Source organism: Mesorhizobium sp. Z1-4 (genome assembly GCF_004000235.1).
Taxonomy (GTDB): Bacteria; Pseudomonadota; Alphaproteobacteria; order Rhizobiales; family Rhizobiaceae; genus RCIO01.
Genome location: NZ_RCIO01000001.1, coordinates 636,363 through 660,055 on the forward strand (window position 1 = coordinate 636,363; position 23,693 = coordinate 660,055).

The following is a 23,693-nucleotide window of genomic DNA, read 5'->3' on the forward strand; positions in this document are numbered from 1 at the left end:
GGTGCTCCTTTGAGGCGGGTTAAGGGTGTAGGGGAATAGGGGAGTAGGGTTAGACCGGCAGCGGGCTATCGGACCAAGGACCTTGGTAGAGACAAAGCTCCATCTGCTATTTCCCTGTTCCCATACTCCCTTATTCCCCTATTCCCCTAGATTCCCATCATCTTCCTGAGTGCGGCCTTGTCGGTCTTGCCGCCGGCGAAGTCGTCGAAGGCAACGTCGGTCACCTCTATGATGTGGGCGGCGATGAAAGGTGCGCCTTCGGCCGCGCCCTGCTCCGAACTCTTGATCGCGCATTCCCATTCGAGCACCGCCCACGACGTGTAGCCATACTGCGCGAGCTTGGAGAAGATGCCGGGGAAATCGACCTGGCCGTCGCCCAGCGACCGGAAGCGGCCGGCGCGTTCCATCCAGCCCGCATAACCGGAATAGACGCCCTGGCGGCCCGTCGGGTTGAACTCCGCATCCTTCACATGGAAGGCCGAAATGCGCTCATGATAGATGTCGATGAAAGCCAGATAGTCGAGCTGCTGGAGCACGAAATGCGACGGATCGTAGTTGATCATGCAGCGCTTGTGGCCGCCCAGCGCATCAAGGAAGAGTTCGAAGGTCGCGCCGTCGAACACATCCTCGCCGGGGTGGATCTCGTAGGCATAGTCGACGCCGTTGTCCTCATAGATGTCGAGGATCGGTTTCCAGCGCTTTGCCAGCTCGGCGAACGCTTCCTCGATGAGTCCGGCCGGCCGCTGCGGCCATGGATAGAGATAGGGAAAGGCGAGCGCGCCGGTGAACCCGACAGAGACGTCGAGCCCCATGTTGCGCGACGCCTTTGCAGCCTTCGTAACCTGATCGACCGCCCATTCCTGGCGGGCCTTCGGATTGCCATGCACGCTCTCGGGCGCGAAAGCATCGAATGCGGAATCATAGGCCGGGTGAACCGCAACCAGTTGACCCTGGAGGTGCGATGACAACTCTGTCACCTCGACGCCGGCGTCGGCACAGATGCCCTTCACCTCGTCGCAATAGGCCTTGGAAGATGCGGCCTTGTCGAGGTCGAACAGGCGCCCGTCCCAGGTCGGTATCTGCACGCCCCTGTAGCCGAGATCAGCCGCCCATTTGGCGATCGAGGGGAGCGAATTGAACGGAGCCGCGTCCCCGGCAAATTGCGCCAGAAATATCGCGGGGCCTTTCATCGATGCTGGCATGAAACTGTCCTCCCAGATGTTTCGTCCGACCGGCAAACCCCGCATCTGGTCCGGCCAATTCGCCGGGCTATACCTACGGAGCGGCACTTAAATCGTTTCATCTGGTATTACCAGCCACACGCCGCAGGTCAAGAGATGACCGGGTGCAGTTTGCGCCCATTCCGGCCATTCACAGCGCATTATATGCCTGTTTTTAGCCAATCCATCGGGTACGCCGCAAATTTCCGGCATAGCTTGCGAACACCTGCATAATACGATACTGGATTTTCAGCAGCCGAAATTGGTCTAACCAGATTGAGGCGGCAGAGAAAATCTAGCGGCCTGACCACGGGATCGAGGACCGCGGCCAAACCGGGAGGAATTGGGTCATGCACCTTTCAACGCACAACTGGATGCGCGCCGAACCACTGGAAGTCACGCTGAAGCGCATCAAACAGTTCGGCTATGAATCGATCGAGATTTCCGGCGAGCCAGAACAGTACAAGACGAAAGAGACCCGCGCCCTTCTCAAGGAGCATGGCATTCGCTGCTGGGGCGCCGTCACGCTGATGCTCGGCGAGCGCAATCTGGCCGCGAAAGACCAGGGCCAGCGCGAGCGGTCGGTGCAGTATGTCAAAGATGTGCTGACCATGGTGAGCGAGCTCGACGGAGAAATCATCACGCTGGTGCCTGCGACTGTCGGCAAGGTGGTTCCTGACGGCACCGAGGAAGAAGAATGGGGCTGGGTGGTCGATGCCACGCGCGAGTGCTTTGCCCACGCCAAGAAGGTCGGCGTCCGCGTTGCGGTCGAGCCGCTCAACCGTTTCGAGACCTACCTGTTCAACCGGGGCGAGCAGGCGCTTGCGTTGGCGGATGCCGTAAGCCCCGAATGCGGCGTATGTCTCGATGCCTATCATATTCACATGGAGGAGTTCGACGTCGAGGAAGCCATCCGCAAGGCCGGCAAGCGCCTGTTTGACTTCCACGTCGCCGACAACAACCGCTTTGCCGCGGGCGTCGGCACGATCGACTGGCCGAAGATCGTCGGCATTCTCAAGGACATCGGTTACGACGGTGCGCTGACCAATGAGTTCGTCGCGCCGGTAGACCGCACGCCGGCCAACCGCTACCCCGACATGGTGGAGCGCAATCCGGTGGATATCTCGCCCGAGCAGCTGAAGTTCATTCAGGACCACGGCTCGAGCCTGCTCACCGAGAAGTTTTATACCGACCAGATGCGCATCACGGCGGAAACGCTTCTGCCGCTGATGAAGTGATGGCGCGCGCGGCGCCCAAGCGCGCCGCGGCCCGCACCGACATGGTGAGTTTATGATGCGTATCCGGACCGTCAAAGCCTGGTGGGTACAGATTCCGATTGAAGCCAGCCGGCAGCATCGGAGCGATTTCGGCCAGCTCAAGACCTTCGATGCGGCAATCGTGCGGATCGAGACCGACGACGGCCTCGTCGGCTGGGGCGAAGGCAAGAACGCCGCCGGCAGCGCCGGCAAATACGGCACGCTGGTTGCGCTCATCAATAACGAGATCGCGCCGGCGCTGATCGGCCGGCACGCCGGCGACATAACCGCCATCTGGGAGATGCTGTACAATGGCGTGCGCAGCGAGCTTGCCTCGACCTCCGGGCACGCAATGCCGGAGCTCTCACGCCGCGGCCTCACCATCGCCGCCATCAGCGCAATCGACATCGCGCTGTGGGACATTCTCGGCAAATCGCTCAACCAGCCGGTCTGGCAGTTGCTCGGCGGACGCAAGGCGGAACGTTTGCCGGCTTATGCCTCGGGCGGATGGGCCGGCGTCGACACAATCGGCGAACAGCTCGCCTCCTATGTCGAGGCGGGCGGCTTCAAGACCGTGAAGATGCGGGTAGGCGCCATGGATGGCGCACCGCATGCGTCGGCAGCGCGTGTGCGCGCGGCGCGCAAGGCACTGGGCCCCGAGGTGGAGATCGCGGTCGATGCCCATGGCACCTACACCGTGGCCGACGCCAAGCGTTTCGTGCATATGGTCGCCGATTGCGACCTGGCGTGGTTCGAGGAACCGGTGATTGCGGATGACAAGCGCGGCGCCGCCGAAGTGCGCGCCGCAGGCCCGGTTCCGATTGCAACCGGCGAATCGGAAGCGACACGCTTTGCCTTCCGCGAACTTGCGCTTCTGCGCGCGGCCGACATCTTCCAGCCCGATCCCGGTTTCTGCGGCGGAATCACCGAGGCCATGCGCATCGGCGCCATGGCGAGCGCCTTCAACCTGCGCTTCGCTCCGCATCTTTGGGCCGGCGCGCCATGCTTCTTTTCCGGCCTCCACATCTGCGCGGCGTCCCCAGCAAGTTTCGTTATCGAATATTCGCTTGGCGCCAATCCGATGATACATGACCTCGTGGAAGAGACTGTGGACGTAGAGGATGGTATGGTGGCAATCCCCGACGCACCGGGACTTGGCTTCACCATTTCAGAATCATTTCTGAAGAAACACGCGCAAAGCTGCTGACATGAAGGAAGACGGGCTGCTGCCAGAACTGGCGGCGTATCTTTACACACACTCCGATCCGGAGCGGGGGCGCACGCCGTCGGAGCGCGAGCTGGCGGAGCATTTTTCAGTCAGCCGCGGACAGATACGCGAGGCGCTGGCGATACTGGAAGCCATGCGCATCGTGGAGCGGCGTGCAAAATCGGGCATCTACCTCACCACCAACGACACCAGCGTGGAAGCGCTGGCGCTTTTTGCCAAGGCCGGGCTGCCGCTCGATCCGATCCAGATCTACGAAACGGTGGAACTGCGCAAAATCCATGAGATCAAGGCGGCGGAGCTTGCCTGCGAAAGGGCAACTGACGAAAATTTCGACAGGCTGCGCGAAATCCTGAAGTCTTCGGAAGAGAAGCTGAAGACAGGCGAAGCCCTGTCGCGCGAGGATCGCGATTTCCATCTGGAGATCGTGCGCGCAACCAAAAACAGCGTCTTTTACCGCATCTGCAGCATCTATTACGTGCTGGGCGAACAACGCCTGCCGGTCTACTTCTCCGATCCCGAACGCGGACACAGGTCGCACCAGGAACACATCCAGATTTTCAACGCGCTTGAGCGCCGTGACGGCAACCTGGCGCAGGCACTGATGAGCTCGCATCTGCAAGGCGCGGAAAGCTACTGGAAGGGCCTCATCAGCGGCACAGATGCGCCATCGCCGGTCCAGGCCCTCGAAAAGGCCTGAAGCATTGGCGGAGATTTTCTCCACACATAATCTGCACCCCGATGCGGTGGCCATGCTGGAGCGAATGGGCACGCTCACTTTCGCGACACGGCCAGACCCGGATACTCTCCTGCGGGAAGGCACCGGCGCCGATATCCTCATCGTGCGGGCGCCTATCCCGCCGCAGCTGTTCGAGCGGGCGAAGAACCTGCGCGCGGCAATCCGCCATGGTGCCGGCCTCGACATGATCCCCATGGAGGCGGCAAATGCTGCGGGCGTGCTGGTCGCCAATACGCCCGGCGTCAATGCGCGCACGGTTGCCGAGTTCGTGTTTTTCGCCGCCATGGCGCTGCTGCGCCGGTTCCGCAACACCGATCATGACCTTCGCAGCGAGGGCTGGACAGTTGCCCGCCGCCAGGCCGACCTGACCCGCGATCTGCAGGGCCTGACACTCGGCGTTGTGGGTCTCGGCAATATCGGACGCAGGGTCTGCGAGATCGGCCATCACGGCTTCGGCCTCGACGTTCTGGTTCACACCCGTACACAAAAGGATGCGCCGGCCGGCGCGCGCTTCGCCGAACTCGACGAACTCGCATCGCAGTCAGACGTGATCGCTTTGTGCTGCCCGCTGACCGACCGGACGCGCGGCCTTGTCGACGCGCGTTTGCTTGGCCTGATGAAGCGTGACGCACTTGTCGTCAACATCTCCCGAGGTCCGGTCGTCGACGAGAACGCGATGCTGGCCGCACTGCGCGAGAACCGCATCGGCGGCGCGGCGCTCGACGTATTCGCGACACAGCCTCTACCGTCGGACCATCCCTATTTCGGCTTCGACAACGTGCTCATCACCCCGCATATGTCCGGCATTACCGAAGGCAGCATGCGGCGCATGGGCGTCGGCGCAGCACAGGAAGCTGCGCGCGTTCTTGCCGGCGAACTGCCGCTTAATTTCTGCAATCCCGAAGTGCTCGGCGACTACCGGAACAGGTTCCCGGAATAGAAAAGGGCGGCAGCCGCCCTTTTGCGCAGACAGCTGCCGCCCGGCGCGGATTGCCGTGCGAGGGAGGGCGCCCGTCAGGCGCTGTGGCGCAGGCTCAACCCGCTGGTTTTGTCGAACAGAATCACCTTCTCCGGATTCCATGAGAAGCGAACAGTCTCGTCGATGGCGAGCTTGTCGCGCGCCGATGTCGTGAGGCGAATGACGGCGTCGCCGGCACGCAGCGTGACGATCTTGGCGACGCCATGGTTTTCGATGTCGTGGACGGCACCCTCGGCCGGCGCACCGGCTTCGAGGAACATATCCTCCGGGCGTATGCCGAAGGTGACCGGCCGGCCGTCAGCCGCCTGACCGGCGAATGGCAATGCAAAACCCGCATCGGCAACCGCCTCGCCTTTCGACACGGAACCGTCGAGCAGATTCATCGGCGGCGATCCCACCGAGCGCGCCACGAAGGTGTTGCGCGGGTTGGCGTAGATCTCGGACGGCGTACCCACCTGCACCAGCTTGCCGTTGTCGAGCACGCCGATCCTGTCGCCCATCGACATCGCTTCCACCTGGTCGTGCGTGACGAACAGGAAGGTCGCGCCCAGGTTCATCTGCAGGTTCTTCAGTTCGGTGCGCAGCGCCTCGCGCAATTTTGCGTCGAGCGCCGACAGCGGTTCATCCATCAGGAAGACGCGCGGCTGGCGCACGATTGCGCGACCGATGGAAACGCGCTGCATCTCGCCGCCGGAAAGCCGGTCCGTCTTGCGGTCGAGCAGGTGCGTGATCTGCAAAGTCTTGGCGACCCGGTTGACGCGTTCGTCGATGTCGGCCGCATCGACGCGCCTGATCTTCGACTTGAGCGGGAACTCCAGGTTCTCGCGCACCGTATAGCGCGGATAGAGCGAATATTGCTGCAGCACCAGCGCGACATCGCGCTCGGCCGCGCCCCATTCGTTCACGTTCACGCCGTCGATCAGCACGTCGCCCTCTGTCGGCTTTTCGAGGCCGGCGACAATGCGCAGCGTGGTTGTCTTGCCGGCACCCGTCTCGCCCAGAAGCACGAAGAACTGACCATCCTCGATCTCAAGATCGAGCCCGCGCAAGGCCGTCTTCGCGCCGAATACCTTGGAGATGTTTTTGAGTGCGATATGGGCCATGGACTAGAGCCTTATTCCGAGCGACTTGCCGCTTGCCGTGTCGAAGAAATGCGCTTGCGCGGGGTCGATGCGCGCATGCACCTTTTCGCCCACCTTGGGCACGAAGCCGGATGGCGTGCGCGCCCGGATCATGCCTTCGCCGACCTGAAGATCGACGATATCGTGAGAGCCGAGAGGCTCGATGATATGCGCTTCCAGCGGCACGTATCCGGGTGCGGCTTCGTGCGACACGAGCACGCCTTCGGGGCGAATGCCGACCGACAGGCCGCCCGAAGCATGGCCGTTCAGCCTCGACACCAGCTCACGCGGGAACTCGAACCCGGCATCCTTGGGATCGATGCGCACGCGGACCGTGCCGCCCTCATCGCTGACACTGGCCTCGGCGATGTTCATCACGGGGCTGCCGACGAATTGCGCGACGAAGAGGTTTTCCGGGTGGGCGTAAACCTCTTCAGGCGTACCAACCTGCTGAAGCACACCCTCATGCATGATCACGATACGGTCTGCGAGGCTCATCGCCTCGACCTGGTCATGCGTGACGTAAACCGTGGTCGAACCCTGCTTCACATGCAGGCGCTTGATTTCGGCGCGCATCTCCTCGCGCAACTTTGCGTCGAGCGCGCCGATCGGTTCGTCCATCAGCATCGCCTTGGGCTGGCGCACCAGCGCGCGGCCGATCGCAACACGCTGCATGTCGCCGCCCGAAAGCGCGGAAGGCTTGCGTTGAAGCAGATCGGTGATGCGCAGCACGCCTGCAACCTCGCGCACCGATTTGTCGATATCGGTTTTGCTCAACCCGGTCGCACGCAACGGAAATGCGATGTTCTCGTAAACGCTCATATGCGGGTAAAGCGAGAAGGACTGGAACACCATCGCGATATCGCGGTCGGAGCATTTGAGATGCTGAACCGCCTTACCGTCGATGAGGATGTCGCCCTCGTCGATGGTCTCCAGCCCGGCAATTGCGCGCAGGGTGGTCGTCTTGCCGCAGCCCGACTGGCCGAGCATGACGATGAACTCGCCGTCGGCGATCTCAAGATTCATGTCCTTGATGACCTGGTTGGACCCGAACCACTTCTGGACGCCACGAAGCTCGATATGGGTCATGCCTTGCCCTCGCGATGGTCCGAGACGTCGAACGCCTCGTCTTCCACATCGTCATCGCTGCCGATCGAGCCCGGCCCGATATGTGACGTGATGATGAAGCCAACCAGTCCGACGATGATGATCGTCACACCGTAGCGGTGCAGGAAGAAGTTCCAGGGCTGGCACAGCGCCACGATGCCGAAAATCATCAGCCACATGGAGCCCGGCTCGAGGAACCGCCTGTTCAACTCGCGAAAACTCATTTGCGTATCGCTCCGAAGCTCATGCCTCTCAGCAGATGGTTACGCAGCAGGAAGGTGAAGATCGCCACCGGCAGCAGGAACAGGAAGGTGCCAGCCGCGATCACCGTCCAGTCCGGCAGGCCGGAACCGACCTGGCTTGGAATGAAGGGTGGCGCCGTCTGTGCGGTGCGCCGCGTCATGATCAGCGCGAAGGCATATTCGTTCCAGGCGATGATGAAGCAGAACACGGCGGTCGCGGCGATGCCGGTCGCGGCCTCGGGCAGAACGATCTTGAAGAAGGCTTCCATGCGCGTGTAGCCGTCGACGAGCGCTGCTTCCTCGTATTCGCGCGGTATCTCGTCGATGAAGCCCTTCATCAGCCACACCGAGAAGGAGAGGTTGAAGGCTGTGTAGAGAATGATCAGGCCGATATGCGTGTCGTTGAGCCCGAACCATCGGTACATCAGGAACATCGGGATCGCGACGACCACGGGAGGCAGCATGCGCGTCGACAGTATGAAGAACAGCCAGTCCTGTTCGCCCGCGACCTTGAACCGCGAGAAGCCATAGGCGGTGAGCGTGCCCATGCCGACGGCGAGCACGGTCGAAACCACAGCAACGATCAGCGAGTTGGCGAAGCGGCTCGGATACCCCGAAAGCTGCACATTGCCCCTGCCGTCGCGGACGATCTTTTCGCCGCCATCGAATACCAGCCGCTCCCACCATGGCGCCGCCGCGTACTCTTCGGGCGTCGGCTGCTCGCGCAGCTGAGAGCGGCGCAGGAAGAGCTTCACGAAGGGGGAAATCTCGGGCTCGAACATGACCGTGGGCGGGATCGTGGTGGCCAGGTTGCGCGGTTTGAACGCTGTCGACGTGATCCAGTAGATCGGCGCCAGGAAGATGATCGTCACGATGAGGACGGAGGCAATCGCAATCCGGTTCAGCGCGACTTCGGAGCGTGTCTTTACGGCGGCCATTCTAGCGCTCCTTCACCTTGTTCAGATACTTCACGTAGATGTTGGTGATCGCCACGACCATGATCAGCATGATGTAGGCGAGCGCACATGACATGCCGGTCTGCCACTCCTGGAACGCCATCTTGTAAAGGCGGATCGAGATCACCTCCGTCGTCGGCTGGCTGGTCAGGATGTAGGCCAGGTCAAACGTCTTGAACGCTTCCATGGTGCGGAAAATGATCGCGATCATCAGGATCGGCGCGACCAGGGGCAGAGTGATGCGGAAGAACGTATAGAACGGGCCGGCGCGGTCGATGGCAGCGGCTTCGTAAAGGTGCTTGGGCACCGCCGAAAGGCCGGCCAGCGACAGAAGCATCACGAAGGGCGACCACATCCAGATGTCGGTGATCGCGACGGCGTAGAGCGCGACGTCGGGGTCCGAAAGCCATTCGAACCGGTCGAGCCCGAACGCATAGTTGATGATGCCGAATGACGGATCGTAGAGCAGCTTCCAGAACAGTCCCACCACCGCCATGGACAGCATCATCGGCAAAAGCAGCAGCGTCGTGATGAAGCCCTTGAACGGAATCGACCTGTTGAGCAGCATGGCCACGCCGAAGCCAACTACCACCTGGCCCGCGACCGAGACGATCACATATTTCGCGGTGATCGCGAAGTTGCGCCAGATGAAGGGGTCGTTGAGCAGCGCCTTGTAGTTCGCCAGACCGACGAAATTGGCCGGCGCGTTGGTGGAGGCGCGGAAATCGGTGAAAGAATAGCCGAGCGAATACAGCAGCGGAAAAATGTTGAAGACGATCAGGAAGACGATCGTTGGAATGATGAACATATTCCGGATCGTCAGATCGCTCCAGCCGCGGCGCGCCGCGCGCGACTGCGGATCCAGCGTCGTCATTGCCATACTGGCCAAACCCCAATCCTCCCACTGCGGTTTGCGGGATTGCCCCGCCAAATGAAGCGAGGGGGCAGCAGGCTGCCGCCCCCTCGCCTGTCACCCCCGCATCAGTAGCGGTCGTACTTCTCGAAGGTTGCCTTCCAGTCGGCGGCCAGTGCGTCCAGCGCGTCCTTGGCCGTGCCTTCGCCTGCCGTGATGAACGGGTAGATACGCTGGTTCATCTGGATCAGCAGTTCGGCATATTCCGGCGTCGCCCAGAAGTCCTTCACCTTGAACATGGTCTGGTAGAAGGCCTCGTTGTAAGGTGTGGCGTTGCGGAACTCCTCCGATTCAAGTGTCTTGGCGTGGGCGGTGTAGCCACCGAGTTCGGCCCAACGCTTCTGGACGTCATCGCGGATGAACCATTCGAGGAACTTCATCGCCTCGTCCTTGTTCTCCGAATAGGAGACCACTGAAATGCCCTGCCCGCCGAGCGCGGCAAACTGGTGGCCGTCCGGTCCCGTGGGGTTGGCAAAGAAGCCGGTTCCCGCCGCATGCGGGTTGGAGGCCTCGTTCACGAGGGCCGGGAAGAAGGCGAAGTAGTTCATGCTCATCGCGGCCAGGCCTTCGGTAATGGCCTGGTTGTTTTCCACGAAGAAGGTCTTTGCCCAGCCGGGCGGCGTGAACTGATAGAGCTCACGATAGGCTTCGAGCGCCTTGACGTTCTGGTCGGAGTTGATGATGCCCTCGACCTCGTAAGTGGCGTAGTTGCCCAGCTCGCCGCCGTAGGAGAAGATTGCGTTCTCAACACCCATCACCAGCGCGTCATAGGAATTGTCGGTGTAGATGGCGACGCCGTAGCGGTTCTCGTCCGGGCGATGGAAGAATTCGGCGATATCGCGAAGCTGAGCCCAGTTTTCGGGCGGAGCGAGGTCGTAGCCGTATTTCTCCTTGAAGGCGGCCATTTCGGCCGGATCTTCGAACCAGTCCTTGCGGTAGGACCAGCCAACGGCGTCACCCTCAGCCGGGATCGACCAGTATTTGCCGGAGTCGGCGGGATATTCGGCGTAATATTTCACCGTCGCCGGAGCCATCACCTCGTTCAGATTGTGCTCGTTGAAGAACTCCGTCAGATCGACATAGTGGCCGGCCTCGGATGCGGCGCCGGTCCACTGCGAGTCGCCGACGACCATGTCATAAGCGGAACCGCGTGCATTGAATTCGGTGAACGCCTTGGTCTGGAAATCGGACCACGGCGTGGTTTCAACGATAACCCGCACGCCGGTTTCGGCCTCGTACTCGTTGACGAGTTCCTGCAGGTAGTTGGCCGGATCCCATTCCGCCCAGAAAATTGTCAGCTCCTGCGCGAACGCGGACGTTCCGCAGGCAAGCATGAAGCCGGTACCGGCGAGCAGGCCGGTTAGTTTCTTGCGCATGTCCTTTCCTCCCTTGTGAACACGGCCGGCATTGCCCTGGCCCTGTCTTTTGGCGACTGCCGAAGCAATTCCTCCCGCTTCGTCTTCGCCTCAATCGATCCTGTCATCGCGATCGGATGCAGAACCCATTCAACTCTGACCTTCACCCTCAATCTGGTATTACCAAATGTCAGGGTGCGTCAAGCCCCCTCCAAAGGTATCAATCTACGGCGATAAGCGGCAATTTCGGTTCAGCTGTCCGAAATTCGGCATATTTCTGCAGAAAATCTGCCGAACAGCGCGCTGATCGCTTCATACAGGAGGGAACGCACCGTCGCCGTAAGTCAACAAATCTGGTCTAACCAATTTTGCGATCCACATCATTTGGACGCCTTGGCCGCGATTGCGGCCCGCACCAGAGATTGCGCGGCCCAGTCGATGACCGACACGGCTGCCTTGTCGTCCAGACCCCATATGTCCTTGAGCACGACGAGCATCTCGATGCCGTAAAACAACGACAGCGCCTGTGCGAGCCTTTCGGCATCCTCGGGCGGCAGCGTTCCGGCTAGCGGACGGACGGCATCGCGCAGCAGGTCAACGCGGTGGCCGCGGGTAAACCGGGGCTCTCTGTTTTCAGCGCTGCCGGTCGCGGCTTCAGGCTCGAGCGACAGTTTGAGTGCGGCGCGAAAGGTCGCCTCGAACTCGATGATGCGCGGCATCGAGGTGCCTATCAAATCCTCAACGCGGCTCTCGACATCCTGTGAGGACGATTGCCAGTCAAGGATCGGGCCCAGCGCTTCGTCGACAACCGCATGCACAAGCGCCGCCTGGCTCGGAAAGTAGCGATAGGCCGTTGCGCGGGAAACCTCCGCCGCTTCCGCCACTTCGGAGACGGAAGGCGTCTTGCCCGCCTGCATCAGCCGCGTCGCGGTTTCGAGCATGAGCCGCCGCGTCCGGGCACTCGGGCCCTTCTTGGCCTGGCCGGCAACTTGTTGACGTGAGACTTGCATACCAATATGATACGTACGTCTCAAAAAAGATGCAACCGGTCTCGCGACCGGGTTCGGGCGGAGGAGAAATGGGGCGCGTCTACGTCGTCGGCACGGCCGACACCAAAGGCGAGGAGATGGCATATCTGGCGGGCGTCATCCGCGCTGCCGGGCGCTCTGTTGCAACCATCGATGTCGGGACGCGCAATCCGGCAATCCCGGTCGATGTCACGGCGGAGAAGGTTGCCGCCCACCATCCTGATGGCGCCACAGCTGTGCTCGGCATTGATGACCGCGGCACGGCGGTTGCCGGAATGTCAGCGGCGTTTGCAGCATTCGCCGAAACGCTCGACGACGTTGCCGGCATGATCGGTCTCGGCGGTGGCGGCGGCACGGCGATCATCACCGCCGGCATGCGTCGCCTGCCCTATGGCGGGCCCAAGGTGATGGTGTCGACACTCGCATCCGGCGACACCGCGCCCTATGTCGACGTGTCCGACATCATCATGGTGCCGGCGGTGACCGACATTGCCGGCCTCAATCGACTGAGCCGCATTATTCTACACAATGCCGGACAAGCGATCGCCGGCATGGCTGGCGCACCGGCTCCTGCCGCCGACGACAAGCCCTCGATCGGTCTCACAATGTTCGGCGTCACCACGCCCTGCGTGACGGCCATCGCCGACCAGCTGCGCGCCGATTATGACTGCATGGTTTTCCACGCCACCGGCACTGGCGGCCGCACCATGGAGAAACTCGCCGACAGCGCAATGCTGGCCGGCGTCATCGACATCACGACGACCGAGATCTGCGACCTGCTTCTCGGCGGCGTGCTGCCGGCGACCGAAGATCGCCTCGGCGCGATCGCGCGTACAGGCATTCCCTATGTCGGCTCGGTCGGCGCGCTCGACATGGTCAATTTCTGGGCGCCGGACACTGTGCCTGCGCACTATGCCGGCCGCACGCTCTACAAGCACAATCCCAACGTGACGCTGATGCGCACTTCAGTCGAGGAATGCGCCCGCATCGGCTCCTGGATCGGCGAGCGGCTCAACCGGTGCGATGGACCCGTGCGCTTTCTCATTCCCGAAAAGGGCGTCTCGGCGCTCGACATCGAAGGCGGTGCGTTTTTCGATGCAGACGCCGACGCCGCCCTCTTCGAAGCGATCGTGGCCACGGTAGAACAAACCGACAGGCGCCGCATCGTCCGCCTGCCGCTCCACATCAACGATCCCGAATTTGCCGAGGCGGCGGTCGCTGCCTTCAAAGAAATCGCCTGACAACGAGGTCGCTTCATGCCGTCCATCCCCCGCAAGGAAATCCTGCAACGCTTCCGCACCATGATCGCGGCAGGCAAACCGATCGTCGGCGGCGGCGCGGGCACCGGCCTTTCGGCGAAGTCGGAGGAAGCAGGCGGCATCGACCTCATCGTGATCTACAATTCAGGCCGCTACCGCATGGCGGGGCGCGGGTCAGCCGCCGGTCTGCTTGCCTATGGCAATGCCAATGAGATCGTGAAGGAGATGGCGGTCGAGGTTCTGCCGGTCGTCAAACACACGCCGGTGCTTGCCGGCGTCAACGGCACAGACCCCTTTGTGCTGATGCCGCAGTTTCTGGCCGAGTTGAAAGCGATGGGCTTTTCCGGGGTGCAGAACTTTCCGACCATCGGCCTCTTCGACGGCACAATGCGGCAGTCCTTCGAAGAGACGGGAATGGGTTACGGGCTTGAGGTCGACATGATCTCGGCTGCGAACGCGCTCGACCTTTTGACCACGCCTTATGTGTTCAATCCCGACGAAGCCACCGCAATGACGAAAGCCGGCGCCGACATCATCGTCGCTCATATGGGCGTCACCACCGGCGGGTCGATTGGCGCCACCTCGGCGAAGTCGCTCGACCAGTGCGTCGCCGAAATCGACGCGATCGCCGCAGCCGCCCGCAAGGTGCGCGACGATGTGATTGTGATCTGCCATGGCGGCCCGATCTCGATGCCGGACGATGCCGGATACGTGCTGAAGAACTGCAAGCTGTGCCACGGCTTCTACGGCGCAAGCTCCATGGAGCGGCTGCCGGCCGAAGCCGCCATTCGCCAGCAGACCGCCGATTTCAAGAACCTGCCGATGAAAGCCTAGCCGGGAGAAGAAGCATGAGCGCCGAAAATGAGAAGTTCGTCTATCCGAAAGATGTCAGCGCATTCGGGTTCGACTGGGGCCGCCTTGCGCTCACCGTCGCACCGGAGGTGAACGGTGCAGAGCGCTTTTCCGGCGGCGTAGTGGATGTGAAGCTCGGCCAGGGCCATGCGCGCCACAACCATCCGGGTGCGGAAGAAATCATCTTCGTTATCTCCGGAACCGGCGAACAGATGGTGGAAGACGAAGACGGCAATCCGGTCACGCGCCAGGTCGGGCCGGGATGCACGGTCTATGTGCCCGAGAGCCGCTACCACTCCACCCTCAACACAGGCTCGGAGCCGATGCAGCTTTTCGTGGTCTATTCGCCGGCCGGACCGGAGCTCGCATTGCGCGACCAGCCGGATTTCAGGCTGCTGGCACCGGGCGAGTAGTCGCTCCCAGTAATCGCATTGTGAGTGCAAACAGCTTCGTATTCCGCTAAGCGCCGAAGCTGACCGGCGGCCGCCAATCGAATCACGCCGCCGGCACTTCACTGCGGAACCCGAAAAATGAAAAACGGCATCCTGCTGGCGCTGCTCGCCTACGCTACATATGCGTGGAGCGACGCGGCAATAAAAGCGCTCGGCGGCAGCATGTCGGTCTTCCAGATCGGCTTCTTCCAGCTGACGATCGCCGGCAGCCTGCTGGTTTTGCTGACGCGCCCAGAAGGCAATGGCTGGCGCGATTTCTGGCGCATGAACCATCCACTTCCGGTGCAGGCGCGAGCGATCATCGGGCTGGTCGCGGGCGTGATTGGCGTCTACGCCTTCACAACGATCCCGCTTGCCGAAGTCTACGCACTGGCTTTCCTTTCTCCGCTGTTTGTCACCATTTTATCCATGGTGTTCCTGAAAGAGCAGATCGGCCCTTGGCGCTGGGCAGCAGTGATCGTCGGTTTTCTGGGCGTTCTCGTGGTCGTTCGCCCCGGCTTCCGCGTTCTCGAACTCGGGCACGGGGCGGCGCTGATGATGGCGGTGTTGAGCGCGGCCAGCATCATTCTGCAGCGATCGCTTGCGGCACGCGAGCGCACGACCACGATACTCGGATATCTCATCCTCTACGCCGTGCTGTTCAATGGCGTGGCCACTGCGGCGACGGGCTTCAAGGTGCCGCAATGGAACGAAGCCGCAATCCTGCTGGTTACGGGTGCCGGAGCTGCGGCCGGCCACATGTTTCTCATGCGCGCCATCAGGATGGCGCCGGTCAACCAGTTGGCCCCGACTCATTATTCGCAGATCGCCTGGGCCGTGCTTCTGGGCGCTGTGCTGTTCGGCGAGAAGCCCGACGTCTGGTCGCTGGCCGGCCTCGCCGTGATCGCGTTTTCAGGACTGCTGATTGTGGCGCGCGAGCGCATCCGCCTCGGCACAGTTCGCTGGAACCCTTTCGGCAGGACCCGGCTTTAGTTTAGCTCCCGCCGCGGTTCCAGCCGCGGCCGCGCTCGCCGAACATCTCGTAGCCGTCGGCAGTCACCGCAAGCGTGTCCTCAAGCTTGATGAAGCCGCGCGCGGGGTGAAGCATGGTGGTTTCGACCGAAAGCACCATGCCGGCCTCGAGCGGGCGCGCGGCATCGACGCCTTCATAGGTGACCGGATGGTTGGTCATCAGGAACGGCACCTCGTGGCTGATCAGCCCCATGCCGTGGGCAAAGAAGTCGGTGTACTGGGCGACAGGAGACGACTTAAGCCGCTCCTGGCCGGCGATGACAAGGGCGCCGCCCGCCGCACCCGCTTTCACTTCGGCGAATGCCGCCTGCTGGACAGCTTCCACCTCGCCCAGCAAATCCTCGAGCTCGGCGTCGGGCTCGCCCAACACGCCCATGCGGCACAGGTCACCGATGTAACCTTCGTAATTGCCGCCGGAATCGATGGAGAGCACCTCGCCCGGGTTCCACGCCTGGTCGGACGATGCCCGGTTGTGGCTCCCGCCCAGGGTCAGAAGGCAATATTCGAAATGCAGGCCGCGATTGGTTTCCTCGCGCCGCAGATGCTCGATGATCTCGGCCTTGGTGGAGCCTTCGCGCGCGACCGAAATCGTTGCCTGCATGGCGTCGGTGATCATCTCGGATGCGTGCTTCAGCTTGGCGAGTTCTGACGGCGACTTGATGGCGCGCAGGCGCTCCAGCACACCGGTCGCGTCTACGAATGTCGCGCCTTTCAAGTTGCTGGTGATGCGGTGGTAGGCGTCGATGGGCATGAAACCCGGCTCGATGCCAATCCGGGCATTTTCCTTGCCGATCTTCTTTACATGCGCCACCGCGAGGTCGGAGGCTTCCGCCGTGTTCCAGCAGGATGCATGCAGGGTTGGCGGCCAGAACGGACGGTTTGCATGTTCACCGCCTTCCATGCGGTTGGCGATATAGGCGCTGTGGTCAGGCCTGCCCTTCTCATAAGCGACGATTGGCAGGTAGCGGCTATGGCCGATGGCATCCATCGCAACAAAGAAGATGAATCGGTATCCGCCGAGCAGATATTGAGCATTGTGTTTGGAGGTCGTGAGCAGGACGTCAATGCCGGCTTCATCCATCAGGCGGTCGAGCCGCTCGGCATCGAAGGGAACGGCAAGCCGCTCTCCGGCAGCAGTCTGATCGTTCATTTGCATCCTCCCAAAGCCGGCCATCCCGGCGCCGGCACGGCCTTCCTATTGCATGCGATCCTATACGTCAAAATCTGGTAGGACCAGATTCAAATTTGCGGTCCCTTGCCGCACTCCCAGCGAAGTGCGCCCGGCCGATACCTGCCAATGACACTCTAGTTTAGAACTCCTCTAACCTATTGATACGTTAAGGATTTTTATCGAGTTTAATTGACAACCCACCTGTGCGGACATATTTCCGGTCTGCTGCATATGGTCGGGAGACCGGCCATGTCATGGAGCTGCCACAAGTCAGCCCCACACTGTCTGGAACGAAACTGCCGCGGCGCGCATGCGCCCCAAGTAACGCACCGATGCTGATCTGCCACTGCAATCTGATCACGGAAAAAGAGATCGAGCAGACGATCCGTTCACTGCTTGCCGCAGACCCGTGGGGCCTGATCGTGCCGACGAAGGTTTACCACGCGCTCCAGAAGCGGGGGCGCTGTTGCGGCTGCTTCCCCAGTGTGGTTGAAACCATCATCCGCGTCACCGAGGAATTTCATCGCGAACTTGGCGAAGAGGCGGCGGAAAGCGTAACGTTCCTTGACCGCGTGCGCGGTCTTCGAAGACAGAATGAGGAAAACCATGAAGGGCGACAAAAAGGTCATAGAGCGGCTTAACGAGGCCCTTTTTCTGGAGCTCGGTGCCGTCAACCAGTACTGGGTGCATTACCGGCTCCTCGAAGACTGGGGTTACGGCAAGCTGGCCGCCAAGGAGCGCGCCGAATCCATCGAAGAGATGCATCACGCCGACAAGCTGATCGAGCGCATCATCTTTCTCGAAGGCCATCCCAACCTGCAGAAGGTGGGCCCGCTGCGTGTCGGCCAGAACATCAAGGAAGTGCTGGAAGCCGATTTGGCGGGCGAGCACGATGCGCGCGCCTCCTACAAGCAGTCGCGCGATATCTGCAATGAAGCCGGCGACTACGTTTCGATGAAGCTGTTCGAGGAGCTGCTGGCCGACGAGGAAGGCCATATCGACTTCCTCGAAACGCAGCTCGAACTGCTGGAGCAGCTCGGCGAAAAGAAATACGGCCTTCTCAACGCCAGCGACGCCAACGAAGCCGAGTAGGTTTCTTTCAGACCAGTCCGGAAAGGGCGGCCCTTGCGGCCGCCTTTTCTATGACCGCAACCAGCTTTCCCGCCGCCTCGCCGGAGAGCCCCTTGTTTTCGACGATCACGGAGCCGGGCAGGTCGGCGATCAGCGTAGCACGATCGAGCCGCGCCAGGATATCGTCACGCGTTTCGCGTCCGCGCGATGCCAGGCGTTCGGCCAGCATTTCGCGTGGCGCCGTTACCTGAACCACGACGACGTTTTCGTAGCGTTCGGAGATCGCCGCGAGGGCCCCGCGCGAGCTGTTGGCGACAACCACGCCGCCGTCGGCGATGACACGGTCCACGTCCGCGGGCAGGCCATAGCTCAGCCCGTGCGCCCGCCAGGTCACCGAAAAGCTCCCGGCCGCCTCGGCAGCAGCGAATGCCGCCTCGTCCATGGTGTCGTGATCTTCCGCCGAAGCGTCCGCCGCACGGGTAATCACCCGACGCGCAAACACGGTATCGGCACCGGCGGAACTGCTGCGCAGCATCTCGCGCGACAGGTTGAGGAGCGTGTCCTTGCCGGCCCCGCTCGGTCCGACAACGGCGATGAAGACACCGGGTCCGATCGGCAGCCGCGCCAGCGCGTCGGCGGCTGGGCCGGCCAGATCTTCGCAAGCGTCATAGGGCATGGAGACCTCAAGCATTTTCGAGCTGCGCCATCGCGCCAAGCATATGCGACGAGCGTACCATGAACGGCGCTCCAGGTTCAGGCTCGACAAACAGCGTCAGCGCATCGACTTCGAGCGGCTCGTCGAGCAGCGGACCGAAATGCGCGTTGATCGCATGCTCCACCCTGTTTGCCTGCGCGCCGGCAACGCGGCCTGTCAGCGTCATGTGGAAGCGGAAGCTGCCAAACACATAGGGGTAACCCCACAAATAGAGGTTCTTCAGTTCCTCCGGCGCCAGCCGGTCGGGGTTTTGTCTTTCGATGTCGCGTTCCGTCATCGGCGCGCGGTAGATGTCGAAACCGGAAACGATATCGCCGGCGAGGCGGTCAAGCGCGGCAGAGTGCTCGAAGGGTGTAATGGCGAAAAAGCCGTCGAGACGCGAAAGCGTGACGCGCGGCAGAACCACCGGCGCCGTGGTGGAGGCGAACTGGTCGAGCGCGGTAAGCAGTGATTGTTCGGTCTCGCCTTCGGCCAGCGTGAATGGCGATTTCAAGGTCGCATGGAAGCCGTAGCGGCGGGGCGCGGCGGTGTGAAATGCGACCTCCTCCGCGCTCAGGCCACCGGTCATGCGCGGCTGCGCGGCCGCAGCGCCGAACGGATCGCGCCCAAGCCACGCGGCAGCGGCGCGTGTCAGCGGGTCGTTTTGCGGCGGTGTGAAGTAGATGGCGTAGCGCATGGGTTCCTGTTCCTGCCCTTCGCGCTGCACTAGTTGATTTGCGTGACAGATTGACGAATCCGTGCCGCTTACTGGATCACGAATGGGCCCTCGGGTTTACGGCGCGGGCTGGGCACAGCTCTGGTCGCCCACCCCTTCGCAGGGAACGAATGTGAGCGCCTCGGACTCTGCGCCGTCCGACCACACGACCTGAACAGTCACGGATTTCGCTTCGCCCGGCGCAAGTTCGATCGCGATCGCCTCAAGACCGGCGTCGGATGGCAGGCTGAACGGCAGCGCCGGCACGCAGTCGACCAGCGGAAAGGTCCGGTCCAGCGCCTCGGAATTTACCGAATAGCGGATTTCGGAAAGCCGGCAGTGCATGGTCTGCAGCGGCGTGAAATAGACCAGCTGTCGGCCTCCGAACTCACGGAACTGGACCCAGCCGGAAGCTTTGTTGGCATCCAGCATGGCCTGATAGACCGCGACGGGCGGCAATTCCTGCGCGGCGGCCGGCAATGCCAGGCTGGCGGAGAGGCCAAGAGCCATAACTGGAACGATGCTGCGTTTCATGCCGTTCACCTATTCTTCGACCCGACAATTCTAGCCGCTGGCGACCGCGCCGCGCAAATGGCAAGCCACCTTCGTCACGCTGCTTTCACGCCATGTTGAGGAATGTCCACGCCCGTTTCATTTGACCCGTTCCACCTCGCCATGCTCAATCGCGACCACTTTTTCCGGGAATACCCAGGGGGTTCGATTGAAGAAACTGCTTGCCGCCGCCGCGCTGATCGCCGGCCTCACGACATCCGCACTCGCCGAGGATCCCGATCCGGCCAAGTGGGACACGGTCGTGGAACAGGCGCGCGGGCAGAAGGTCTATTTCAACGCCTGGGGCGGGTCCGAGAGCATCAACGCCTATATCGAATGGGCCGGCAGCCGGATCATGGAGAATTACGGCGTCGAACTCGTCCATGTGAAGCTCGACGACACCGCCAATGCGGTCGCCAAGGTGGTGGCGGAGAAGGCGGCCGGCCGCAACGATGCCGGCACGGTCGACCTCATCTGGATCAATGGCGAGAACTTCGCCTCCATGAAGCGGCAAAGCCTGCTGCTTGCCGGCGAATGGGCAACGAAGCTGCCCAACTGGCAATATGTCGACATCGAAAACAAGCCGACGATCCTGACCGACTTCACGATACCGACCGACGGCCAGGAAAGCCCCTGGGGCATGGCCAAGCTGGTCTTTTTCTATGACGGCGCCCGCACGGATGCCGGCACCCTGCCGCAATCAGCCGACGGACTTCTCGAATGGGCGAAGGCCAATCCGGGCCGTTTCTCCTATCCGCAGCCGCCGGATTTCATCGGTTCGTCATTCCTGAAGCAGGTGCTGAGCGAAAAGGTCGTTGACCGCTCGGTCCTGCTCAAGCCCGTCGTCGAGGAAGAGTTCGACGCTGTGACGAAGCCGCTGTTCGACTATCTCGACCAGCTCCACCCAGTGATGTGGCGCAGCGGCGGTGCCTACCCGCAGAATTATCCGGCCATGCGCCAGCTTCTGGCCGACAGCGAGCTCGACATCATCTTCGCATTCAATCCGGCGGAAGCCTCAAGCGCCATCGCCAATGGCGAACTGCCCGACACGGTGCGCTCGTTCACCTTCCCCGGCGGTACGCTCTCCAACACGCATTTCGTGGCGATCCCCTACAACGCGGCGGCCAAGGCCGGTGCGCTGGTGCTGGCCAACTTCCTGATCTCGCCCGAGGCTCAGGCGCACAAGCAGGACCCTCAGGTCTGGGGCGACCCGACGGTGCTCAATGTCGGCAAACTCGATGCCGAAGACAAAGCAAAGTTCGACGCGCTCGACCTCGGCATCGCAACGCTTGCGCCGGAGGATCTCGGCCCGGCGCTCGACGAGCCGCATCCGACCTGGTTGGACCGGCTGGAGACGGAGTGGAAACGCCGCTACGGGGTGGCGAACTAGATTTTAAGAGCGCGGTTTTCACAAACCGCGCTATCCTGCTCCCATGTTCTCAAGGCTCGGTCCGCCGCTCACCATTCTGCTATTGGCCGGGCCGGTGTTCGCCGGACTGGCCGGGACGCTGCTCCCGGCTTTCGGTTATCTGCCGGCGCTTGGCGGCGATACATTCGGCTTTGGCCCGTTCGCGGAGCTTGCCCAGCAGACAGGCATCTGGCGTTCGGCCTGGATGAGCTACTACACAGGGGTTGCCGCCGCTGCGGTATCGCTACTCCTGGTTCTGCTGTTTGTCGCCGCATGGGCCGGCACACGCGCCTTCGCCACCATCCAGCATCTCGTTTCGCCGCTGCTTTCGGTACCGCACGCGGCGGCTGCCTTCGGCTTCGCCTTCCTGATCGCGCCCTCCGGGGTGCTGTCGCGCCTTGCCTCGCCGTGGCTGACCGGCTGGGAGCGACCGCCGGACGTCATCATCGTCAATGACGGGGCGGCGCTTTCGCTGATCGCCGGGCTGGTGGTGAAGGAAGTGCCCTTCCTGCTGCTTGTGACGCTCGCCGCGCTGCCGCAAGTACCCGTGGAGCGAACACGCAAGATCACCGCGCTGTTGGGCTACGGCCGCATTGCCGGCTTCATCTATGCCAGCTGGCCGCAGATCTACCGCCAGATCAGGCTGGCAGTGCTGGCCGTGATCGCATTCTCGGCCTCGGTGGTGGACGTCGCCGCGATCCTCGGGCCGACGCTGCCTGGCACACTCGCCGTGCGCCTTGCCGGTTGGATGAACGACCCGGAGATTTCCATGCGGTTCCTTGCATCCGCAGGGGCGCTGCTGCAGCTCGGCGTAGCGGTGGCGGCGATCCTGACCTGGATTGCGCTGGAGAAAACCCTCGGCCCTCTGGTGCAGGTGATGGCGCAGGCAGGCTACAGTCTGCGCCGCGACCGCTGGTTGCGGCTGGCGGTTCTGTGGCTGATGGCGCTGGCGGCCGGCATCGTTTTTGCCGGGCTTGGCGCACTTGCCATCTGGTCGGTCGCCGGCCTCTGGCAGTTTCCCGACGCGTTGCCAGACAGCGTGACGCTTAAGAGCTGGATGCGTGCTGCGCCGCGCATAGCGGGTCCACTGCTCACCACATGTATCGTCGCAGTATGTGCGACCGCGATCGCGGTGGCGCTGGCGATGATGTGCCTTGTGCGAGAAGATGCGACCGGCAAACGGGCCACGCGTTTCGCGCTGCCGCTCATCTATCTGCCGCTGGTCGTGCCGCAGGTGGCGTTCCTGTTCGGGTTGCAACTGCTCTTCATTCTGTCGGGCACCGTGGCCAGCCTGCCTGCGCTTATCTTCGCGCATGTCGTGTTCGTGTTGCCTTATGTATTTCTGTCGCTTTCCGACCCCTGGCGCGCCTTCGACAAACGCTACGAGGCTGTTGCCGCAGGCCTTGGAAAATCGCGCAGCACGATGCTGTGGCGCATTCGTGCGCCAATGCTGCTTCGCGCCATCCTGACCGCCGCCGCCGTGGGCTTTGCGGTCTCGATCGGGCAATATCTGCCGACGCTGCTCGTCGGTGCCGGCCGCCTGCCCACGATCACCACCGAGGCCGTCGCGCTGGCGTCCGGCGGCAACCGCCGGGTGATCGGCGTCTATGCGTTTCTGCAGATGCTGCTGCCGCTGGCCGGCTTCGCCGTTGCAACGCTGGTTCCGGCGCTGCTATTCCGGCGCTTTCGCGCGATGCGCGCATAATCCCGGAGGCGACGTAGTTGAACGACAAGGGCTTGCGCCTCGACGATATCCGGATCTCGCTCGGCGGCACGCAGCTTCTGTCGATCACGCACACGATCGAACCTGGCGACGTGCTCACCGTGATGGGGCCGTCGGGCTCGGGCAAATCGACCTTGCTCGCCTTCATCGGCGGCTTTCTCGACCCTGCATTCGAAGCCTCGGGCAGTGTCTTCATCGACGGCGAAGACCTGACCTCGATCGCTTCGGAAGACCGCCATGTCGGAATCCTTTTTCAGGACCCGCTGCTCTTTCCGCACATGACGGTGGGGGGCAATCTCACCTTTGCGATCCCGTCCAGCGTCCGTGGCCGCGCGTTGCGGCGCGATATTGCCTGTCGTGCTCTCGAGGGTGTCGAACTCGCCGGCTACGAGGACCGCGATCCCGACACGTTGTCGGGCGGGCAGAAGGCGCGTGTCGCGCTGGCTCGCGTTTTGATTGCGGAACCGCGTGCGCTGCTTCTCGACGAGCCGTTTTCCAAGCTCGATGCGGCGCTGCGCCAGCAGATGCGGGACCTGGTCTTCTCGAAGGCACGGCAAAACGGCCTGCCGACGCTTTTGGTTACGCATGATGAGGCGGACGCCGCAGCCGCCGGCGGAACCGTGATCCAGCTCGGCAATTGATCG

At 62.3% G+C, this 23,693-nt stretch carries 25 protein-coding genes; 13 read left to right on the plus strand and 12 right to left on the minus strand.

Going from position 1 to position 23,693, the window contains the following annotated elements:
* Nucleotides 1-146: 146 nt before the first annotated feature.
* On the minus strand, nt 147-1,202 hold the full coding sequence (locus EP165_RS03035) for a sugar phosphate isomerase/epimerase family protein (RefSeq protein WP_127520067.1): 1,056 nt from the start codon (nt 1,200-1,202) through the stop codon (nt 147-149).
* Nucleotides 1,203-1,570: 368 nt separating this feature from the next.
* Here EP165_RS03035 and EP165_RS03040 point away from each other — a divergent pair, with 368 nt between their 5' ends.
* The 4 genes from EP165_RS03040 to EP165_RS03055 are packed head-to-tail and all read left to right on the plus strand — an operon-like array spanning nt 1,571 to nt 5,380.
* Entirely contained in the window at nt 1,571-2,458 is an 888-nt protein-coding gene (locus EP165_RS03040) for a sugar phosphate isomerase/epimerase family protein (protein WP_127520068.1), read from the plus strand.
* Nucleotides 2,459-2,513: 55 nt separating this feature from the next.
* Nucleotides 2,514-3,683: a mandelate racemase/muconate lactonizing enzyme family protein gene (locus tag EP165_RS03045; RefSeq protein WP_127520781.1), complete on the plus strand. Its 1,170-nt coding sequence runs from the start codon at nt 2,514-2,516 to the stop codon at nt 3,681-3,683.
* Between the two features lies 1 nt (nt 3,684).
* On the plus strand, nt 3,685-4,401 hold the full coding sequence (locus EP165_RS03050) for a FadR/GntR family transcriptional regulator (RefSeq protein WP_127520069.1): 717 nt from the start codon (nt 3,685-3,687) through the stop codon (nt 4,399-4,401).
* 4 nt (nt 4,402-4,405) lie between these two features.
* Entirely contained in the window at nt 4,406-5,380 is a 975-nt protein-coding gene (locus tag EP165_RS03055) for an NAD(P)-dependent oxidoreductase (RefSeq protein ID WP_127520070.1), read from the plus strand.
* A gap of 74 nt (nt 5,381-5,454) precedes the next feature.
* On the opposite strand, the gene EP165_RS03060 is transcribed toward EP165_RS03055, so the two are convergent.
* From EP165_RS03060 to EP165_RS03090, 7 genes are all read right to left on the minus strand, one after another.
* On the minus strand, nt 5,455-6,522 hold the full coding sequence (locus EP165_RS03060) for an ABC transporter ATP-binding protein (RefSeq protein ID WP_127520071.1): 1,068 nt from the start codon (nt 6,520-6,522) through the stop codon (nt 5,455-5,457).
* 3 nt (nt 6,523-6,525) lie between these two features.
* Nucleotides 6,526-7,629: an ABC transporter ATP-binding protein gene (locus EP165_RS03065; RefSeq protein WP_127520072.1), complete on the minus strand. Its 1,104-nt coding sequence runs from the start codon at nt 7,627-7,629 to the stop codon at nt 6,526-6,528.
* On the minus strand, nt 7,626-7,871 hold the full coding sequence (locus EP165_RS03070) for a hypothetical protein (RefSeq protein ID WP_127520073.1): 246 nt from the start codon (nt 7,869-7,871) through the stop codon (nt 7,626-7,628). Before EP165_RS03070 ends, EP165_RS03065 begins: the two co-directional genes overlap by 4 nt.
* On the minus strand, nt 7,868-8,827 hold the full coding sequence (locus EP165_RS03075; protein ID WP_127520074.1) for a carbohydrate ABC transporter permease: 960 nt from the start codon (nt 8,825-8,827) through the stop codon (nt 7,868-7,870). Before EP165_RS03075 ends, EP165_RS03070 begins: the two co-directional genes overlap by 4 nt.
* A 1-nt stretch (nt 8,828) precedes the next feature.
* Entirely contained in the window at nt 8,829-9,719 is an 891-nt protein-coding gene (locus EP165_RS03080) for a carbohydrate ABC transporter permease (protein ID WP_501981653.1), read from the minus strand.
* Between the two features lie 107 nt (nt 9,720-9,826).
* Entirely contained in the window at nt 9,827-11,134 is a 1,308-nt protein-coding gene (locus tag EP165_RS03085; RefSeq protein ID WP_127520076.1) for an ABC transporter substrate-binding protein, read from the minus strand.
* Between the two features lie 359 nt (nt 11,135-11,493).
* Nucleotides 11,494-12,123: a TetR/AcrR family transcriptional regulator gene (locus EP165_RS03090; protein WP_127520077.1), complete on the minus strand. Its 630-nt coding sequence runs from the start codon at nt 12,121-12,123 to the stop codon at nt 11,494-11,496.
* A 68-nt stretch (nt 12,124-12,191) separates the two neighbouring features.
* Between EP165_RS03090 and EP165_RS03095 the strand changes: the two genes are divergently transcribed.
* The 4 genes from EP165_RS03095 to EP165_RS03110 all read left to right on the plus strand — a co-directional run bounded on the left by EP165_RS03095 (nt 12,192) and on the right by EP165_RS03110 (nt 15,676).
* The gene (locus EP165_RS03095) at nt 12,192-13,382 is read left to right on the plus strand and encodes a Tm-1-like ATP-binding domain-containing protein (protein WP_127520078.1); all 1,191 of its coding nucleotides are present in this window, start codon (nt 12,192-12,194) and stop codon (nt 13,380-13,382) included.
* A gap of 15 nt (nt 13,383-13,397) precedes the next feature.
* Complete coding sequence (locus EP165_RS03100; RefSeq protein ID WP_127520079.1) at nt 13,398-14,234, plus strand: phosphoenolpyruvate hydrolase family protein; 837 nt, start codon at nt 13,398-13,400, stop codon at nt 14,232-14,234.
* A 14-nt stretch (nt 14,235-14,248) separates the two neighbouring features.
* Nucleotides 14,249-14,665: a cupin domain-containing protein gene (locus EP165_RS03105; RefSeq protein WP_127520080.1), complete on the plus strand. Its 417-nt coding sequence runs from the start codon at nt 14,249-14,251 to the stop codon at nt 14,663-14,665.
* Nucleotides 14,666-14,782: 117 nt separating this feature from the next.
* A complete protein-coding gene (locus EP165_RS03110; RefSeq protein ID WP_127520081.1) occupies nt 14,783-15,676 on the plus strand; it encodes a DMT family transporter in 894 nt (297 codons plus the stop codon).
* A 1-nt stretch (nt 15,677) separates the two neighbouring features.
* On the opposite strand, the gene EP165_RS03115 is transcribed toward EP165_RS03110, so the two are convergent.
* Nucleotides 15,678-16,865 (minus strand): M24 family metallopeptidase, encoded by a 1,188-nt coding sequence (locus EP165_RS03115; protein ID WP_127520082.1) that lies wholly within the window; start codon nt 16,863-16,865, stop codon nt 15,678-15,680.
* 353 nt (nt 16,866-17,218) lie between these two features.
* Here EP165_RS03115 and EP165_RS03120 point away from each other — a divergent pair, with 353 nt between their 5' ends.
* Together EP165_RS03120 and bfr are read left to right on the plus strand one after the other, a co-directional pair.
* Nucleotides 17,219-17,527, plus strand: coding sequence for a (2Fe-2S)-binding protein (locus tag EP165_RS03120; protein WP_127520782.1), 309 nt, complete (start codon nt 17,219-17,221; stop codon nt 17,525-17,527).
* Nucleotides 17,493-17,978 (plus strand): bacterioferritin, encoded by a 486-nt coding sequence (gene bfr, locus EP165_RS03125; RefSeq protein ID WP_127520083.1) that lies wholly within the window; start codon nt 17,493-17,495, stop codon nt 17,976-17,978. Before EP165_RS03120 ends, bfr begins: the two co-directional genes overlap by 35 nt.
* Nucleotides 17,979-17,985: 7 nt before the next feature.
* On the opposite strand, the gene phnN is transcribed toward bfr, so the two are convergent.
* From phnN to EP165_RS03140, 3 genes are all read right to left on the minus strand, one after another.
* Entirely contained in the window at nt 17,986-18,648 is a 663-nt protein-coding gene (gene phnN / locus EP165_RS03130; protein WP_245439984.1) for a phosphonate metabolism protein/1,5-bisphosphokinase (PRPP-forming) PhnN, read from the minus strand.
* Complete coding sequence (locus EP165_RS03135; protein WP_127520084.1) at nt 18,641-19,348, minus strand: DUF1045 domain-containing protein; 708 nt, start codon at nt 19,346-19,348, stop codon at nt 18,641-18,643. Before EP165_RS03135 ends, phnN begins: the two co-directional genes overlap by 8 nt.
* 96 nt (nt 19,349-19,444) lie before the next feature.
* The gene (locus EP165_RS03140; protein ID WP_127520085.1) at nt 19,445-19,900 is read right to left on the minus strand and encodes a hypothetical protein; all 456 of its coding nucleotides are present in this window, start codon (nt 19,898-19,900) and stop codon (nt 19,445-19,447) included.
* 187 nt (nt 19,901-20,087) lie between these two features.
* Here EP165_RS03140 and EP165_RS03145 point away from each other — a divergent pair, with 187 nt between their 5' ends.
* From EP165_RS03145 to EP165_RS03155, 3 genes are read left to right on the plus strand one after another with little or no spacing between them, the layout of a single operon-like run.
* Nucleotides 20,088-21,308, plus strand: coding sequence for an ABC transporter substrate-binding protein (locus EP165_RS03145; protein ID WP_127520086.1), 1,221 nt, complete (start codon nt 20,088-20,090; stop codon nt 21,306-21,308).
* 43 nt (nt 21,309-21,351) lie between these two features.
* A complete protein-coding gene (locus EP165_RS03150; RefSeq protein ID WP_127520087.1) occupies nt 21,352-23,031 on the plus strand; it encodes an ABC transporter permease in 1,680 nt (559 codons plus the stop codon).
* Nucleotides 23,032-23,048: 17 nt separating this feature from the next.
* The gene (locus EP165_RS03155) at nt 23,049-23,690 is read left to right on the plus strand and encodes an ATP-binding cassette domain-containing protein (RefSeq protein ID WP_127520088.1); all 642 of its coding nucleotides are present in this window, start codon (nt 23,049-23,051) and stop codon (nt 23,688-23,690) included.
* Nucleotides 23,691-23,693 lie beyond the last annotated feature (3 nt).